13 protein-coding genes are annotated in these 17,903 nt (G+C 31.2%); 8 read left to right on the top strand and 5 right to left on the bottom strand.

The genetic code is table 11. From position 1 onward, the window contains the following. Positions 1–5 precede the first annotated feature (5 nt). Genes ABWO08_RS04300 through ABWO08_RS04280 form a run of 5 tightly spaced genes read right to left on the bottom strand, consistent with a single transcriptional unit; the run spans position 6 to position 4,570 of the window. A complete protein-coding gene (locus ABWO08_RS04300; protein ID WP_353083827.1) occupies positions 6–893 on the bottom strand; it encodes a glycosyltransferase in 888 nt (295 codons plus the stop codon). A 5-nt stretch (positions 894–898) separates the two neighbouring features. Beyond that, positions 899–1,447 carry a class I SAM-dependent methyltransferase gene (locus tag ABWO08_RS04295; protein ID WP_353083826.1) on the bottom strand — a complete coding sequence of 183 codons (549 nt, stop codon included), beginning with the start codon at positions 1,445–1,447 and terminating at the stop codon, positions 899–901. A gap of 6 nt (positions 1,448–1,453) precedes the next feature. After that, positions 1,454–2,614: a glycosyltransferase family 2 protein gene (locus tag ABWO08_RS04290; protein ID WP_353083825.1), complete on the bottom strand. Its 1,161-nt coding sequence runs from the start codon at positions 2,612–2,614 to the stop codon at positions 1,454–1,456. Continuing rightward, positions 2,607–3,887 (bottom strand): hypothetical protein, encoded by a 1,281-nt coding sequence (locus ABWO08_RS04285; RefSeq protein ID WP_353083824.1) that lies wholly within the window; start codon positions 3,885–3,887, stop codon positions 2,607–2,609. Before ABWO08_RS04285 ends, ABWO08_RS04290 begins: the two co-directional genes overlap by 8 nt. Beyond that, entirely contained in the window at positions 3,887–4,570 is a 684-nt protein-coding gene (locus tag ABWO08_RS04280; protein ID WP_353083823.1) for a cell division ATP-binding protein FtsE, read from the bottom strand. Before ABWO08_RS04280 ends, ABWO08_RS04285 begins: the two co-directional genes overlap by 1 nt. A 205-nt stretch (positions 4,571–4,775) precedes the next feature. Between ABWO08_RS04280 and ABWO08_RS04275 the strand changes: the two genes are divergently transcribed. The 8 genes from ABWO08_RS04275 (at position 4,776) to secDF (ending at position 17,842) form a co-directional block, all read left to right on the top strand. Then, the gene (locus ABWO08_RS04275) at positions 4,776–7,790 is read left to right on the top strand and encodes a tetratricopeptide repeat protein (RefSeq protein WP_353083822.1); all 3,015 of its coding nucleotides are present in this window, start codon (positions 4,776–4,778) and stop codon (positions 7,788–7,790) included. 43 nt (positions 7,791–7,833) lie between these two features. Further along, positions 7,834–8,196 carry a four helix bundle protein gene (locus tag ABWO08_RS04270; protein WP_353083821.1) on the top strand — a complete coding sequence of 121 codons (363 nt, stop codon included), beginning with the start codon at positions 7,834–7,836 and terminating at the stop codon, positions 8,194–8,196. A 5-nt stretch (positions 8,197–8,201) separates the two neighbouring features. Beyond that, on the top strand, positions 8,202–10,019 hold the full coding sequence (locus tag ABWO08_RS04265) for a porin family protein (protein ID WP_353083820.1): 1,818 nt from the start codon (positions 8,202–8,204) through the stop codon (positions 10,017–10,019). A 17-nt stretch (positions 10,020–10,036) separates the two neighbouring features. Further along, entirely contained in the window at positions 10,037–10,480 is a 444-nt protein-coding gene (locus tag ABWO08_RS04260) for a hypothetical protein (protein WP_353083819.1), read from the top strand. A 204-nt stretch (positions 10,481–10,684) separates the two neighbouring features. Continuing rightward, on the top strand, positions 10,685–12,625 hold the full coding sequence (gene gyrB, locus ABWO08_RS04255; protein ID WP_353083818.1) for a DNA topoisomerase (ATP-hydrolyzing) subunit B: 1,941 nt from the start codon (positions 10,685–10,687) through the stop codon (positions 12,623–12,625). 19 nt (positions 12,626–12,644) lie between these two features. Continuing rightward, positions 12,645–13,673, top strand: coding sequence for a DUF6588 family protein (locus ABWO08_RS04250; protein ID WP_353083817.1), 1,029 nt, complete (start codon positions 12,645–12,647; stop codon positions 13,671–13,673). Between the two features lie 27 nt (positions 13,674–13,700). Beyond that, complete coding sequence (gene mdh, locus ABWO08_RS04245) at positions 13,701–14,633, top strand: malate dehydrogenase (RefSeq protein ID WP_353083816.1); 933 nt, start codon at positions 13,701–13,703, stop codon at positions 14,631–14,633. A 227-nt stretch (positions 14,634–14,860) separates the two neighbouring features. After that, positions 14,861–17,842 carry a protein translocase subunit SecDF gene (gene secDF, locus ABWO08_RS04240; protein ID WP_353083815.1) on the top strand — a complete coding sequence of 994 codons (2,982 nt, stop codon included), beginning with the start codon at positions 14,861–14,863 and terminating at the stop codon, positions 17,840–17,842. Positions 17,843–17,903: the final 61 nt, after the last annotated feature.

The following is a 17,903-nucleotide window of genomic DNA, read 5'->3' as shown; positions in this document are numbered from 1 at the left end:
GCAATTTATTTTTTTATTGAACAAATATAACCAACTCTATATATATCAAAAAGGAGTAACGAAGGATTGGCACCAGAAATATTTTTTAGTAATACAGGTTTTACAATTTTAAAAGTAAATACTACTAAAAATTTAGCTTTTAGGTTTTCAATAATTGTATATAACCTTGAAATCTTAACATAATCAGCTGGCAATAAATTGTTATCCAATAGGTTTTTTAAGGCAAGTAGCGATTCATGTTCTTTTTGTAAAGCTTTGTCAAAATTATCTATTCCAAAGTGATAAATTGGATTTTCAATATGCTTTAACGATATATTATTTTTCATCAATTCATAAGAAAAAAGGGTATCTTCGTGTCTTAAATTAGGAATAGATTCATTGAAAGAAACGGTTATGAAAACTTCTTTATGAATTAAAAAATTCAAAGTTAGAAAAGATAAATAAATGTTTTTATTTCGTTGTTCAACTGTCAATGCTTCTCTTTTTTTTCCATAAACCCATCGCAGTAGTTTTTCTTTTGGTGGTTGTTTTTCTTGATAGCGAATGCCGCCATACACTATTTTGTTAACATCATTGATTTCTAAAATATAGTTTGAAATAAAATTTTTATTAATTGGAAAGGTGTCTGCATCCAAAAAAAGTAAGTATGGAAACTTTGCTTTTTGTGCTAATAGATTTCTATTTTTAGCTCTACCCAAATTTTCTGAATTGGATATAAAAGTACAGTTTTCTAGATGATTTATTTTTAGGTTATCAATATTCATCAAACTATCAGAATGGTCGTCTTGACAAATTATTTCATATTCAATCCCAGCAATATCACATTGTTTTTTTAGTTCACAAACTAAATTGTAAACCGTGTACTTGTATGTTGGTATTAGAATTGATAACATAAAAATTATATTTTTTCAAAAACGTATAAAGTGTTTAAACCCAATTCAAATTTCTTTTCTTTTAATAGATTAAAACCATTCTCAGTAAAAATGGTTTTGATTATTGATCTTTCAAAATCTTGATGATGCTCTAAATCCATACCTTTAATGAGTTTAAAAAAGAGTAAAATATCTAGAATATAATCTACTTTTTTAGATGGTATGGTAATGATTACTCGTCCTTTGGGTTCTAAATAAGAGCTTAATAGCTGTGGGTATTTCTTTATTTGTTCAATTGGTATGTGTTCTAATACAGCTAACAATGTAATGTTATTATATTTATTATCGATTGAAAAATCATTAGGAAAAAATCCAGGAAAAAGAGTGTAATTAGAAGTTTCTATTTTATCTTTTAAAACACTATCAATACCATGTCCAGAAATATTTTTCTTTTTTAGAATATGTTCAAATAATTCTCCTTCATGACAGCCAATATCCAATATAGTGTTGCCAATGATATATTTTTCAGCTTGTAAAATTCTTTGTTTTTGAATAAAGTAATCTAATTTTTTCATTTTAGTTTAATTTGATTTAGCATCATCTTTTAGTCCTAATATGCTGAAAAAGAAACTGAATAATATAATTTGTATTCCAATGATAATTATGAAAGCAGCAGGAATTATAATCCTTGAAGTAGCTCTAAAATTTAAGGTTCCAAAGTGATTCTCAGACCAAAATGATACTGCAATTAGAGAGGAAATAATTCCAGTTAGCACTAGTAAAAAACCTAGTATCAAACCCTTTTCTAGGGTTATATACTTAAAAATTGTATCAAAACGATTACTTTTTGGAAGTAATTTTTGAGTAACTGCAAATACTTTGGTTAAACCATAAAATATTACAAACTGAAAACCAATTAATAAAGCACTCATTGTGTAGAGTAGTGTTTGCACATCAAAGGTTATGTTATTCAATTTTATAGGTATTATCACTAATATAGTTGAGCAAATAAAACCAAAAAGCATTAAAAATAAACCTGGATATAAAAACAACCATTTAGGACTATATAACAATAAAAATCTTAAATGACGCCAACCATCACTCCAAGTGTTTAAATGAGGTTTTCTAGATCGCCCATCTTTTTTTAATGTAGTTGGAACTTCTGCAATTTTTAATTTTAATAAATGTGATTTTACAATCATTTCAGATGCAAATTCCATCCCTGAAGTGGTTAGTTGCATTTTATTAAAAGCATCTTTAGAAAAACCACGAAGGCCACAATGAAAATCTCCAATATCCAAGTTGAAAAAGATTCTACCTAAGAAGGATAATACTGGGTTTCCAAGGTATTTGTGTAAGAAGGGCATTGCATTTTTTTGAATCCCTCCTTTAAATCGGTTTCCAATTACTAAATCGTTTCCTTCTCTTAGCTTAGTTAGGAATAAATTTAAGTTTCTAAAATCATAACTGTCATCGGCGTCTCCCATTACAATGAACTTGCCAGATGCATTTTCAATGCCACCTTTTAAAGCACATCCGTATCCTTTTTTCGGAATGTTTATAACTCTAGCTCCATTTGTTATTGCAATATTTTGCGATCCATCACTACTGCCATTATCGGCAATAACTACTTCACCATTAATATTGTTTTCAGCAAAAAAATCATGCGCTTTTTTAATACAAATCTCAAGTGTTTCCGCTTCGTTTAAGCAGGGCATAACTATGGAAAGTTCTTTATTCATCTGTTTTTTTGTAAAAGGTTTTTTGAAAAAGTACCATTACTATAGAAATTAGTATCCAATTGGTATAAAAACAATAGCGGGAAGTCGTTGGTTCTGCCAGTGCAACAAGAGTAATATTTCCAATAATTAAAAGTGTTCCAATAAAGATAAACTTTGCAATTAGATCATTGTCTTTTAATATTTTTAACATGCTAAATAACAAAAGAAATAGATTTAGGATAAGATATATAGCACTTCCTATTCCTTTAGCTATGTTTTGAAAATATAATTTTGACCAATCTATGAAATTATTTTTTATTAATGACAGAGTGATAGAGGCGGCCATTTTATCATTTGCTACTACTAAATCATCGGGTGCGTATTTGTTTTTAAAAAAAACTTCTCCAGAATTTCCAATTGTATTGTTTGCAATTTCAACATAATTGGCATAATAAAAATCTATCTTAGATAAAGGATATTCAGGAACTTGGCTAGATAGTACTTTCTTTTTTTCTAAATTAGAATAAAGGAATTTAAAATAATCTTGTTGTAATTTAGATTTAAAAGCAAGGTAATCCTTTGGTTTTGAAACAAATAAAGGTAATGCGGATATTTGAATTCCTGTCCATGGAGTTGTAATGGCTTTGTTGTGTGCTATTTTATGAAAAGTAATATCAGTACCTATAGATATGAATGGTATTGAAACAGCAAAAGCAATTACAATCCAGTGCTTTTTAGTATAGTTGTTATTGTTTTTTGAAATTAATATCGCAAGAATTATAACTGGTACTACAAATAAAAATTGTCCACGAACTTGTATTAAAATTACTAATAAAATAATCGAAAAATAGATGTTTTTGAAATTTTTAAAAGTAATAAAGTTAAAGATATTTCCTGTGATTAAAAGAAATAATGGATAAGCAAGTGCTTCCGATAGAATATTGTTTATTACTTTAATTTCATAAAAAAAAGGAATAGATAACAAAATCAATAAAAAATTAGAATTCCATTTAGAGAGACTTAAACAGTTTGAAATGTTTTTTGTAATAAAAAAAATACCATAAATGTTTATTACAAATTGACTGAGTAGTAAAAAAAATATAAAAAAGGAACCAAAAAATAATTTATGAAAGGCTATAAATAAAGGATATCCGGAACTTCTATAAATATCCATGTTTATATAGCCCAAGCTATCTGGAGAATAAATGGCTCCAGTTTTTAAAACAAAACATAGTGTAATTACTATAAAAAGTATAGAAAATAAATCATATTTTACTTTGAATTTATTTTTCATTATACCGATCTCTGAACCACTTCAAAAATAGCACCATCTTCACACTTCAATGTTTTAGATGGGAATTTCATTAACAAGGCATAATCGTGAGTAGCCATAATAATGGTTTTTCCTAAAGCATTAATGTTTTTTAATACATCTAATACTTCGGCACTCGTTTGAGGATCCAAGTTTCCTGTTGGTTCATCTGCAAGAATTAACTCCGGGTCATTTAGCAATGCTCTTGCAATGGCTACACGCTGTTGTTCACCACCAGAAAGTTGGTGTGGCATTTTTGAAGCAAAACCTCTCATTCCTACTTTGTCCAATACTTCATCAATTTTGTCTTGCATTTTAGCGGCATCCGTCCAGCCGGTTGCTTTAAGAACAAAGATCATATTGTCGTTTACCGTTCTATCGGGTAATAATTTGAAATCTTGAAAAACAATTCCAATTTTTCTTCTCAAATACGGGATGTCTTTTTCTTCTAGAGTAGCAAGGTCAAATTCTACAATATGTCCTTCACCTTGTGTTAATGGTAAATCGGCATATAATGTTTTCATAAAACTACTTTTACCAGTTCCGGTTTTTCCAATGATATATAGGAATTCCCCATGATTCACTTCCAAATTAATTTGTGATAAAATCACTTTATTCTCTTGGTAGATGGTAACGTCTTTTAATGATAATACAGGATTTGACATATGAAATAGTGTTTATTTGGTAAAAGTAATAAGATAACGCTGGTTTTCAAAATAAATTTTAAGATTACTTATTAAAATTTTCCAACTTCCAACTTCAAGTGTCTCTCTTTTTCTATTGTTAAAAAATATGTTTATAATAAAACTAGTTTAACTCTCGTTATAGCTTGTATAATGCTACATTTGATGAGCTTTTAAATACCATGCCATGCGAAAAACAGCCGCTTTTTTACTTTTAAACTTAGTAGTTTCTGGTGCAACAATTTCAGCACAACAATCTGTTATTTATACTAATTCGTTATCCGAATATGATAATGCAATTTCCTTATATAAAGAAAAGCAATATTTAGCTGCGCAAATAGTTTTTGTCAAAGTGCGCCAATATGTTAAAAACCAAGAAGTTCAGGCTGATTGTGCTTATTACATTGCAAATTGCGCTATTCGACTAAATCAATCGGATGCGAATGTTTTAATGGAAGATTTTGTTTCTAATTATCCAACTAGCACAAAAATAAATCAGGCGCATTTGGAAGTTGCAACTTATTATTTTGAAAATTCTAATTATACGCAGGCAATCCAAAATTTTGATAAAGTAGATGAACGCACCCTGACTTTTGAAGAATTAGAAAAATATAATTTCCAAAAGGGGTATGCTTATTTTTCAGAGAAAAACAAAAACAAAGCAACTCTTTATTTGGGCAAAGTTGCCAATTCAAAAATATATGGCTCGCAGGCCAAATATTATTTAGGTTTCATGGCTTATGAAGGCGAAGATTATAAAGAGGCAAACAAATATTTTGATCAAGTTGCAAACGAAGATAAGTACAAAGAAAAGCTTTCTTATTTTCAAGCAGATATGAGTTTTAAATCGGGTGAATTTCAAAAAGCAATCGATTTAGGTATGTTGGCAATGACCAATTCCAATCCAACTGAAAAATCGGAATTAAATAAAATTATTGGAGAGAGTTATTTCAATTTAAATAAATATGACTCAGCACTACCTTATTTAAAAGAATACAAAGGCAAAAAAGGCAAATGGAGTAATACCGATTTTTACCAATTGGGTTATACGTATTACCAACAAAAAGATTTTGAAAATGCCGTTTCGCAATTCAGTAAAATTATTGATGGAAAAGATAGCGTAGCTCAAAATGCTTATTATCATTTGGGCGAATGCTACATGAATACTGATAAAAAGCAACAAGCATTAAATGCTTTTAAAGCAGCTTCAGAAATGGATTTTGATAAAAAGATTCAAGAAGATGCCTTTTTGAATTATGCCAAAATTAGCTACGAAATTGGAAATTCGTATCAATCGGTTCCTGATGTATTGAATTCGTTTCTAAATAAATATCCCGATTCACCAAGTAAAAAAGAAATAGAGAGTTTGTTAATCAACTCATACATAACATCAAAAAATTATAAGGAAGCCCTGGTTATTTTGGAAAAAAATAAAAATCCAGAAAATAAATTAGCGTACCAAAAAGTAACATTTTATAGAGGATTAGAATTGTATACAGACGGTAATTATCAGGAGGCGTTAAAGATGTTTGTTTCCTCAATAGCTGTTCAAAAAGATGCAAAATTTTCGGCACGTGCTACCTTTTGGAAAGCAGAAGCAGAATATACATTAGATAATTTTAATGATGCCTTGTTGAGTTTCAAACAATTTGAAGGAAGTCCGGAAGCAGTAAGCACACCAGAATTTAAAAATCTAAATTACAATATTGCGTATTGTTATTTCAAACAAAAAGAATACGACCAAGCAGGAAATAACTTTCAAAGCTATATTGGATCTGCAAAAGAAGATAAAATTCGTTTGAATGATGCCTATTTAAGATTGGGTGATTGTCGTTTTGTAACTTCCAAATATTGGCCAGCCATGGATGCCTATAATAAGGCAATCGAATTAAAAAGTGTGGATGCCGATTATGCAGCTTTTCAAAAAGCAATAAGCTATGGATTTGTAGGTAAAAACGAAAAGAAAATCGAAGATTTTAATAAATTCCTTCAAGTTTTTAAAACTTCACAATACCGAGATGATGCTTTGTTTGAATTGGCAAATACTTATGTGACAGAGAGCAAAACCGATTTGGCAATTAAAACCTACGATCAATTATTAGCTGAATTCAAAAACGGAACTTATGCAAGCAAAGCTGTTTTAAGAGAAGGATTGGTTTATTATAATGGAAACAAAGATGATTTGGCTATTGCCAAATTCAAAAAAGTTGCCGCCGATTTCCCTAGAACTCCCGAGGCACTTGAAGCAGTTACAACTGCTAGATTGATTTATGTTGATAATGGTAAAGTTGATGAATATGCTACTTGGGTTCGCTCATTAGATTTTGTTGAAGTTTCAGATGCCGATTTAGATAACGATACTTATGAAGCTGCCGAGAAACAGTATTTACAGAATAACACGAAACAAGCAATCTCTAGTTTAAGTGGTTATGTAGCCAAATTTCCAAAAGGTATTCATGCATTGAAAGCTAATTTTTATTTGGCACAAGCCTATTCTGCTGATGGATTAGAAGCTAATGCAATACCGAATTATGAGTTTGTGATTGCACAGCCAAAAAGTGAATATACCGAGCAGGCTTTAGTACGTTTATGTGAAATACATTTAAAGAAAGACGATTTTGCAAAAGCAATTACCGTTTTAACTCGTTTAGAAATAGAAGCTGATTTTCCTCAGAATGTGACCTTTGCACAAGCTAATTTAATGCGTTCTTTTTACGAACAAAAAGACTATCCTAATGCGGTTATTTATGCCGATAAAGTGATTGCTAATCCAAAGACTGATGATAAAATAAAAAGTGATGCCCAAATAATTGTTGCTCGATCGGCGATAAATGCAAAAGACGAAGTTAAAGCGCGTTATGCATATTCTGTTTTATTGAAAATTGCAAAAGGGGAATTGGCGGCAGAAGCTTTGTATTATGATGCTTATTTCAAAAATAAAGATGGAAAATTTGCTGATTCAAACAAAACCGTTCAAAAATTAGCTAAAGATTATTCAGGTTACAAGTTTTTTGGAGCTAAAGGATTAATCGTTATGGCTAAAAACTATTACGGGTTGAAAGACAGTTTCCAAGCGACTGCCATTTTAGATAGTGTAATTGAAAATTTCACTGATTTTCCAGAAGTTGTTCAAGAAGCACAAACGGAACTAGATGCTATTAAAGCTGAAGAAAGTAAAACAAATTCGTCAATAGGTAATTAGACGAATAGAAAATAGACGAATAGAAAATAGAAAATAGATTGTTATGAATGATTTTAAGAGACATAATTTTAAAAAACTTAAAATTTGGCAAATGTCAATGGAATTGTCAAAAACAATTTTCGAATTGACCTCTAATTTTCCAAGCTCTGAAAAATTTGGATTAATTACTCAGATGCAAAGATGTTCTGTGTCTATGCCTTCAAATATAGCAGAGGGTTCAAGTAGAACAAATAAGTCATTTAGTCATTTTCTTGATATTTCACTAGGTTCTTCTTTTGAATTGCAAACTCAATTATTAATAGCTAATGCTAATAATTTTATTTCAGATGAAGTAACAAAAAATATAGAGTTAAAAATAGAAGAATTTCAAAAAGCAACAATGACCTTTCAAAATACTTTAAATTAAATTATATGTATAACAAAAAAAATAGTTCTCAATTTTATAATGCAGATAGTCTATTGTCTATCCGTCTATTTTCTATTTGTCTATTATTTGGTTTCCAAATAGCTGTTGCCCAAAAGAAAGACGAAAACATAGGAACCGAAGTGGTAAATGTAGTGAAGGCCTATTCGCCAACAATCTCGGATGCTTTTAAAGTAAAAGAAACTCCTGTCCTTACTGATGAGGATAATTCAAAAAAAGAAGCGATTCAGTATTCCATTTTTTCATTTCCTGTTGCCTCTACTTTTACGCCAGCAAAGGGAAAATCGGCCGCTGTTGAAAATGCTACCAAAGAAAAATTGTTTAGTAACTATGCCACTCTTGCAGCAGGAACCTACGGAACAATTAATGCCGAATTATTTGCAACCAAAACGTTAAAAAACGGAGATTATGTTGGGGCAATGTTTCGTCATCTTTCTTCTCAAGGAGGAGTTAAAGATGTGGTTTTGGATAATAATTTTTCAAACACTTCTTTGGATGCAACCTATGGAGGTAAATCTAATAAATTATCTTGGAATGGTGATTTGGGTTATCAGCGTCAAGCCTACAATTGGTATGGATTGGAACCTTTATTTTATGAAAATTTAGTACCTACAGATAAGGATATCTTTTTAGGTAAAATAAATCCTAAGCAAGTATATCAAAACATTTATTTAGGTGGTAAAATTGCATTAATTGAATCCGCTTTTAAAGAAGCTACACTTAAATTTAGTCATTTTTCTGATTCTTATGCTTCCGCAGAAAATCGATTGGTTATCAAGCCCGCAGCTCAATTTGAAATTAGTGATATAAAATTGAAAACTAATTTCGTGTTTGACTATTTAAGCGGAAGTTTTGATAATGATTATTACAATAGCACTTCCTTAAAATATGGATCTACAATATTGGGAATTCAGCCAACTTTTAATTATTTTAAAAAGGAGTTGTCAATCAATTTTGGTTTAGGAATTTATTATAATTCATTACCTCAAACTGAAATTTCAGATGTAAAAAGTAAATTATTTATATACCCAAACATAACAGGATCGTTTAATGTAGTTGGCGATTTAATGATTGCTTATGCTGGGTTAGAAGGGGAGTTAAAACAAAACTCATATCAAGATTTTGCTCAAGAAAACTTTTTTATGTCACCTACTAGTGCTGTCTCACCTACTGATCAAAAATACGATTTGTATGTTGGTTTAAAAGGAAAATTGTCCAATACTATCGCATACAATGTTCGTGGTTCATTCAAAAACGAAGACAATAAAGCTTTGTTTAAAAACAATTCTTACGACCCTTTAAATACAAATGATTCAGGTTATGCTTTTGGAAATTCATTCGGAGTAATTTATGATAAAGTTAAAACGCTAAGTTTCTTTGGAGAATTAAAAGCAGATTTTACAAAGAACTTTTCAGTTGGTGTTAACGGAACTTTAAATAGTTATGCAATACAAGACGAGCAAGAAGCATGGAATCTTCCAGCAATTCAATTGAGTTCTTTTGTTGATTATACTTTCAATTCAAAATGGTATGCCAATGCAAAAGTGTTTTTTGTAGGGCAAAGAAAAGACGTAGTGTCTGTGCCAAGTTTAGCTGATGTATTTCCGCCAATGTATTATCAAGAAATAAAAACATTAAATAGTTATTTTGATTTAAATGCTCAAGTAGGTTACAAACATAGTGACCGATTGACTTTCTTCTTTAAAGGAAATAATTTAGCTAATCAAAACTATCAGAGATGGGTAAACTATCCTGTTCAAGGACTTCAAGTAATGTTGGGAGCGAATTATAAATTTGATTTTTAATATCGCATAACCATTTAATGAAAACACAAGTTTTAGAACGGTACAATCAAATCCTGCAGGATCGCATTGATGTCTTTAAGGATATGATATCGGGTCTTACTGAAGATGCTCAAAATGACGCCAAAGGCTCTGCTGGAGATAAGCACGAAACGGCTTTATCGATGATGCATTTAGAGCAAGAGAAGCTCAATTATAAATTGCAAGAAATTTTAGTTCAAAAGGCTATTTTAGATAAAATTGATCCCAATGCAAAGCATACTAAAATTGCTTTGGGAAGTTTGGTTCAAGCTAACGGAATGCTACTTTTTATAAGTGCTGCTTTACCAAAAATAACTATTGATCAATCGATTATTATTGCGGTTTCTCCTCAATCGCCATTAGGAAGTAAATTAATGGGTAATTCGGTTGGTTTTACATTTGAAATTAATTCTTCAAGTTTCACTATTGAAAATGTATTTTAAGCTGATATTATTAATTAGAAAATGTAATAATTAATATCTTCTATTTTTATTTTCATAAAATATTTAAAATGCATTTTCGGATTAATTTATTAAGGTTTTATGTTAATAACTTCCGCTATAAATTACATAAATTGACTTTGTAATCCTTCCCGATTTAATATATTTGCGTGTTACACAAAAAATACATTTTTAGAATAAAATTATATGAGCGAAGAAATCAAAAAGAGCAATTATTCAGCAGATAGTATTCAGGCATTAGAAGGAATGGAGCATGTAAGAATGCGTCCGTCAATGTATATTGGAGATATTGGAGTTAGAGGATTGCACCACTTAGTATATGAAGTAGTAGACAACTCTATTGATGAGGCAATGGGAGGTCATTGTGATACTATTGGAGTTACAATTAATGAAGATGGATCGGTTACTGTTGAGGATAATGGTCGTGGTATTCCAGTTGATATGCATAAGAAAGAAGGAGTTTCTGCACTTGAGGTTGTAATGACCAAAATTGGAGCAGGAGGTAAATTCGATAAAGATTCTTATAAAGTATCTGGTGGACTTCACGGAGTTGGGGTTTCTGTTGTAAATGCACTTTCCAAGCATATGAAATCTACCGTTTATAGAGACGGTAAAATATACGAACAAGAATACGAAAGAGGTAAAGCAATATATCCGGTTAAACAAGTGGGCGAAACTACCAAAAGAGGTACAATGCAAACTTTCTATCCAGACGATACTATTTTTACTCAAACAGTAGAATTTACTTACGATACGCTTTCTGCAAGAATGCGTGAGCTTTCGTTTTTGAATAAAGGAATCAAAATTACTTTTACAGATAAAAGAGAAGTTGATAAAGACGGTAACTTCTTAAGCGAAGTTTTCTATTCTGAAGAAGGTTTAAAAGAATACATTCGTTACTTAGATGGTAATCGTGAGCCAATTATCTCTCATGTTATTTCAATGGACCACGAAAAAGGAGAAATTCCTGTTGAGGTTGCCTTAATTTACAATACCAGTTACACCGAAAACATCTTTTCGTATGTAAATAATATCAATACCCACGAAGGAGGAACGCATTTACAAGGTTTTAGAACGGGTTTAACTCGTTCGTTGAAAAAATATGCTGATGCTTCGGGTATGTTGGATAAATTGAAATTTGAAATTTCTGGAGATGATTTCCGTGAGGGATTAACTGCCATTGTTTCGGTTAAAGTTTCAGAACCACAATTTGAAGGACAAACTAAAACCAAACTAGGAAATAGAGAAGTTGTTTCTCCTGTTAGTCAGGCGGTAAGCGAAATGGTAGAGAATTATTTGGAAGAAAATCCAAATGACGCACGTATCATTGTTCAAAAAGTTATTCTTGCAGCGCAAGCCCGTCACGCAGCTAAAAAAGCGCGTGAAATGGTGCAACGTAAAACCGTTCTTGGTGGCGGAGGATTACCTGGTAAATTATCAGATTGTTCTGAACAAGATCCGGCAAGATGTGAAGTATACCTTGTAGAGGGAGACTCTGCGGGAGGAACTGCAAAACAAGGTCGTGATAGAGCATTTCAAGCAATTTTACCATTAAGAGGTAAGATATTAAATGTCGAGAAAGCTATGCAACACAAAGTTTTTGAAAACGAAGAGATCCGAAATATATTCACAGCTCTTGGAGTTACCATAGGTACTGCAGATGACAGCAAAGCATTAAATCTTGAAAAATTAAGATACCATAAAGTAATCATTATGTGTGATGCCGATGTCGATGGTAGTCACATTGCGACTTTGATTCTTACTTTCTTCTTTAGATTTATGAGAGAATTAATTGAGCAAGGACATATTTACATTGCAGCTCCACCTTTATATTTAGTTAAAAAAGGAAACAAAAAAGAATATGCATGGAATGATGATCAACGTGATTTAGCAAATGAAAGAATGGGTGGTAATGCAGCAATCCAAAGATATAAAGGTCTTGGAGAGATGAATGCAGAGCAATTGTGGGAAACTACAATGGATCCTAACTTTAGAACTTTGCGTCAAGTTACTATTGATAGTCTTGCAGAAGCAGATCGTATTTTCTCTATGTTAATGGGAGATGAGGTACCACCAAGAAGAGAATTTATTGAGAAAAACGCTGTATATGCGAATATAGATGCGTAGCAGTTTATTTAAATATTTAATGATTTGGATTTGTTTGATTTTTTCAAGCAAATCCTTTTCACAATCACCCCAAGCACTTTCTAGAATTGGATTGTTTTTGGATGATGGTGTAATGTATTCTGACAAATATATCACTCCAGCAACAGATGCAGCAGTTTATCAATCTTCTTCAGGGTGGATGACTTCTCCCAAAAAAAGAAAATTATATGCAGTGACATTAGGAATTTATGGTAATGCATTTTTTGTTCCTAAAAGCGATCGAAATTTTGAAATAAGTAATTCTGACTTTTCATTTTTTACTATTCAGGATTTGAGTGGAAATCCTGTTTCAACTACCTCAGGTCCTGTAACAATGCCAACTTCATTAGGAGGTCAAAGTCAATATTATTTAGTAGGACAACTAGATGATAATAACCAAATCATCATGGAGTCTCCTAATGGTGTAAATCAAGAGTCAATAATTTACCCGTATCTTCAAGGTTCTATTTCGTTGTGGAAGGGTTTTGAATTTGCAGTTAAATATTCATCCAAAGTAAACTTAAAAAGAGGAAATTATCAGGTTTATGGATTTGGATTAAAACACAATCTTAATCAATATTTTTCGGGTTTAAATAAACGTAAAATAAACTTAGCCGCATTAATTGCTTATTCTAAAGAAGATATCAGTTTTGATTTTATTGATCCAATAACAACATTTGGAACTCTTGGAATTAGTCAAATAAATGGTTTAGTGAGTACAACTCAATTTCAGATGAGTGTTTCTAAAGAATGGAAAAATTTTGAATTAATGTTTAGTTCAATTGTTAATTATAGCGATTTTAAGTATGAATTTGGAGGAGAAAAAGGAACTATAGACGAAGTAATTACTATTAATAATCAAACTGTAAGAGAAGAATTTAATAAAAGACTTCAAAGTATTTATAAAAATAAATATATCGGTTTAGTTGAATTGTCTGGTAGATATCAATTTAGCAAATTTTATGTGCAATCTTCCGTTGCATTTGGTAAATTTGTAAATACAAATTTATCCGTTCAATACGAATTTTAATTTATTATCAATAAAACACACAATAAAATGAAAGTTACCATTGTAGGGGCAGGAAATGTAGGTGCAACTTGCGCAGACGCTATTGCTTACAGAAGAATTGCGAGTGAAATCGTATTATTAGACATTAGAGAAGGATTTGCTGAAGGAAAAGCATTGGATATCATGCAAACCCAAACTACTTTAGGATTTAATACTAAAATGGTGGGAAGTACCAATGATTATACTAAAACTGCAGGAAGTGATGTGGTTGTTATCACATCTGGAATTCCAAGAAAGCCGGGTATGACTAGAGAAGAGTTAATTGGAATTAACGCTGGAATTGTAAAAACAGTTGCTGAAAATTTATTAGTTCATTCGCCAAATGCTATCGTGGTTGTGGTTTCTAATCCAATGGATACCATGACTTATTTAACATTAAAAGCTACTGGTTTACCAAAAAACAGAATTATAGGTATGGGAGGAACATTAGATAGTTCTCGTTTCAAAACCTATTTGTCATTAGCTTTAGATAAGCCTGCAAATGATATTCAAGGAATGGTTATTGGAGGTCACGGAGATACAACTATGATTCCTTTAACAAGATTAGCTTCATATAATGGGGTGCCAGTTTCTCAATTTTTATCAGAAGAAGAATTAGCAAAAGTAGCTGCAGATACTATGGTTGGTGGAGCTACACTTACAGCATTATTAGGAACTTCTGCCTGGTATGCGCCAGGAGCTTCTGTAGCGTTCTTAGTTGATGCTATATTAAACGATCAAAAGAAAATGATTCCATGTTCTGTTTTTCTTGAAGGAGAATACGGTCAAAGCGATATCTGTATCGGAGTACCATGTATTATTGGAAAAAATGGAGTGGAGAAAATTGTTGACATTCAATTAAACGATGATGAAAAAGCAAAATTTGTAAAGAGTGCTGATGCAGTTCGAGCAATGAATGCGGATTTAAAATCGGTTTTATAATTAAATATTAGTATTCAAGTAAAAAAAGACTGCACTTTTGCAGTCTTTTTTTTGATATTAATGGGTAAATAATTTGTTAATCTATCCGTAAATTATATATTTGCACGTTTATAAAAATGTGTAGTTGCTATTTTACCTCGATCACTTTTTGAAAATCAATAGTTTAATACTAATTCACTTGTTTTATAAACAAAACAAACCAAAAAAATAATTAATTTTTAGTAATAATGCAGAATAAAGGTCTTATTAAATTTTTCGCAATTCTATTTGCATTGGTAAGTATTTACCAATTAACATTCACATTTGTTTCAAATGGAATTCAAAACGATGCTAAAGCTTTCGCTAAAGGAAATCAACAAAAAGAAGTAGATTACCTAAATGATTTGAAAAACAAAAATGTTTTCAGTTTATTTGGATTGGTAGATTATACTTATGCCGAAGTAAGTGGAAAACAAATCAATAAAGGTCTTGACCTTGAAGGAGGTATCAATGTGATCCTTCAAATTTCTGTTAAAGATGTTTTGAAAGGTCTTGCAAATGACACTAAAAACCCAATATTTAACAAATCGTTAGAAGATGCTAAATTGAATCAAAAAGGTAACCAATCATATTTGGATGCTTTCTTTGAGGCTTTCGAAGCAAATTCAAAAGGAACTGTAAAATTAGCAGATCCAAGTATTTTCGCAAATAGAAATTTATCTGATCAGATCAATTTTAATATGACTGATGCACAAACTAAAAAAGTAATCATCAAAAAAGTTGATGAGTCTGTAGAAAGTGCATTTGAAGTATTAAGAAAGCGTATCGATAAATTTGGTGTAACACAACCAAATATTGCTAAATTAGGACAAACGGGTAGAATTCTTGTTGAATTACCAGGAGCTAAAGATGTAGATAGAATTAAACTTTTATTACAAAGAACAGCGCAATTAGAGTTTTGGGAAACTTATAAAATAGAAGAAATTGGTGGTTTTTTAATTGCTGCTAATGATGAATTGAAAAAATCAGAAGTTGTAGCTCCAAAAGAAGTTAAACCTGCAGCTAAAGATACTTTAACTGCTATGTTAACTGATAAATCTAAAGATACTGTTGCAGATAAAAAAGGAAATAACCCATTGTTAGACAAATTTGTTGCACAAGGTGGCGGTCCTATTTTAGGAATAGTTTCTGTAAAAGATACTGCTAAAATCAACTCTTATTTTAAAAGAGCTGACATTCGTGCTTTAATTCCTGCTGACAAAAGATTTGCAAAATTTGTATGGGGAAAACCAACTTTCACTAAAGATGAAAAAACGGGTAAAGAAGCTGAAACTTTTGAATTATATGCATTAAAAGGTAATAAAGACGATGCTGCTCCATTGAGTGGTGGAGTTATTACAGATGCAAGAGATACTTTTGACCAATTAGGTAAGCCTGCTGTTTCTATGCAAATGAATGGGCAAGGAGCTAAAAAATGGGAAGAATTAACAGGTAATGCTTTTACAACTAAAGGTTATATTGCTATTGCATTAGATGATGTTGTTTATTCTGCACCTGGAGTTACTTCAGGACCAATTGCTGGTGGTAGATCTGAAATTTCTGGAAACTTTGATATTGCTGAAACTAAAGATTTAGCTAATGTATTGCGTGCTGGTAAATTGCCTGCAAGAGCTGAAATTGTTCAATCGGAAGTGGTAGGACCGTCATTAGGAGAAAAAGCAATCCACGCAGGATTTATTTCTTCTATTGTAGGATTCTTATTAGTATTCTTATGGATGGTATTCTACTATGGTAGAGCTGGATGGTATGCAAACATTGCATTATTAGTAAACTTACTTTTCTTATTCGGAATTTTAGCAAGTTTAGGTGCAGTATTAACGTTACCTGGTATTGCTGGTATCGTGTTGACATTGGGTACTGCTGTGGATGCAAACATTATTATCTATGAAAGAGCCAAAGAAGAACTTCGTGATGGAAAAACTCTTGCTGATGCTGTAGTTACTTCATACGGTTGGAAAGGAGCTATGCGTTCAATTATTGATGCAAATGTTACTCACGTATTAACAGGAGCAATCTTATTCATCTTCGGTACAGGACCAATCCAAGGTTTTGCTACTACATTATTAATTGGTATTTTCACTTCTTTATTCACTTCTATTTTTATTGCAAGAATATTTATTGATAAAGATGTTGCTAACAATAAAAGCTTAACTTTCTCTACGCCATTAACTAAAAATTGGTTTACAGGATTCCATTTTGATTTCGTTGGAATGAAAAAATGGACGTATTTATTCTCTTCTGCTGTTGTAGTTGTGAGTTTATACTCTATCTTCTTAGGAAATGGATTAGATCAAGGGGTTGATTTTGTGGGAGGAAGAACTTTCCAAGTTAAATTCGAAAAAACAGTTGAGCCAACTCAAGTTTCTGAAGAGTTATCTAAAGAATTTGGAACTGCGTTAGAAGCTAAAGTATTTGGTGATGCTGATCAATTAAAATTGACTACTAAATACAAAATCCAAGAAGAAAGTGCTGGAGTTGATAAAGAAGTAAATGAAAAATTATTTAAAGTATTAGGTAAATATTACACTAATATGACTTATGATAAATTCATTAATTCTTATGATGGAAAACAAGTTGGAGTATTACAAGCTTCTAAAGTAGGAGCTGCAATTTCCGAAGATATTAAAACAAACTCTTACTGGGCGGTACTTGGTGCAATGCTAGTTGTTGGATTGTATTTAATTATCTCTTTCCGTAAATGGCAATATTCATTAGGTGCGATTGCTGCAGTATTCCATGACGTTATTTTCGTATTGGGAATGTATTCATTGTTGTATAAAATCATGCCTTTCCACATGGAAATGGATCAACATTTTATTGCTGCAATCTTAACAGTAATTGGTTATTCTATGAACGATACCGTAATTGTATTTGATAGAATTCGTGAATACCTTGGTGGAAATTACAAAGGTCACTTTAAAGATGTTGTAAACGCTTCTATTAACAGTACTTTATCAAGAACATTGAATACTTCATTAATGATGATTTTAGTGTTATTAACTATGTTCTTATTTGGTGGTGAATCAATCAGAGGATTTATCTTCGCTATGTTGGTTGGTATTATTGTAGGAACTTATTCTTCTTTATTCATTGCTACTCCAGTATTAGTTGACTCTATGTCAAAAGGAGATGTTCAAGATATTGAAGATAGACACTACACTTCTAAATAATTAGATTTTTCTAAATAATACAACAGCAGTAATCTTGTTTTACTGCTGTTTTTTTTTGAAT

This window comes from Flavobacterium sp. (genome assembly GCF_040383245.1).
Classification (GTDB): domain Bacteria; phylum Bacteroidota; class Bacteroidia; order Flavobacteriales; family Flavobacteriaceae; genus Flavobacterium.
The sequence above is the reverse complement of the archived record's forward strand: the minus strand, read 5'-3'. Positions and strand labels throughout refer to the sequence as shown.

What these genes read in the sequence shown, in the direction of transcription:
- ABWO08_RS04300 (WP_353083827.1), bottom strand. Translation starts at nt 893, where the DNA reads ATGTTATCAATTCTAATACCAACATACAAGTACACGGTTTACAATTTA.
- secDF (WP_353083815.1), top strand. Translation starts at nt 14,861, where the DNA reads ATGCAGAATAAAGGTCTTATTAAATTTTTCGCAATTCTATTTGCATTG.
- ABWO08_RS04280 (WP_353083823.1), bottom strand. Translation starts at nt 4,570, where the DNA reads ATGTCAAATCCTGTATTATCATTAAAAGACGTTACCATCTACCAAGAG.
- ABWO08_RS04250 (WP_353083817.1), top strand. Translation starts at nt 12,645, where the DNA reads ATGATTTGGATTTGTTTGATTTTTTCAAGCAAATCCTTTTCACAATCA.
- ABWO08_RS04295 (WP_353083826.1), bottom strand. Translation starts at nt 1,447, where the DNA reads ATGAAAAAATTAGATTACTTTATTCAAAAACAAAGAATTTTACAAGCT.
- ABWO08_RS04290 (WP_353083825.1), bottom strand. Translation starts at nt 2,614, where the DNA reads ATGAATAAAGAACTTTCCATAGTTATGCCCTGCTTAAACGAAGCGGAA.
- ABWO08_RS04260 (WP_353083819.1), top strand. Translation starts at nt 10,037, where the DNA reads ATGAAAACACAAGTTTTAGAACGGTACAATCAAATCCTGCAGGATCGC.
- mdh (WP_353083816.1), top strand. Translation starts at nt 13,701, where the DNA reads ATGAAAGTTACCATTGTAGGGGCAGGAAATGTAGGTGCAACTTGCGCA.
- ABWO08_RS04270 (WP_353083821.1), top strand. Translation starts at nt 7,834, where the DNA reads ATGAATGATTTTAAGAGACATAATTTTAAAAAACTTAAAATTTGGCAA.
- ABWO08_RS04275 (WP_353083822.1), top strand. Translation starts at nt 4,776, where the DNA reads ATGCGAAAAACAGCCGCTTTTTTACTTTTAAACTTAGTAGTTTCTGGT.
- ABWO08_RS04285 (WP_353083824.1), bottom strand. Translation starts at nt 3,887, where the DNA reads ATGAAAAATAAATTCAAAGTAAAATATGATTTATTTTCTATACTTTTT.
- gyrB (WP_353083818.1), top strand. Translation starts at nt 10,685, where the DNA reads ATGAGCGAAGAAATCAAAAAGAGCAATTATTCAGCAGATAGTATTCAG.
- ABWO08_RS04265 (WP_353083820.1), top strand. Translation starts at nt 8,202, where the DNA reads ATGTATAACAAAAAAAATAGTTCTCAATTTTATAATGCAGATAGTCTA.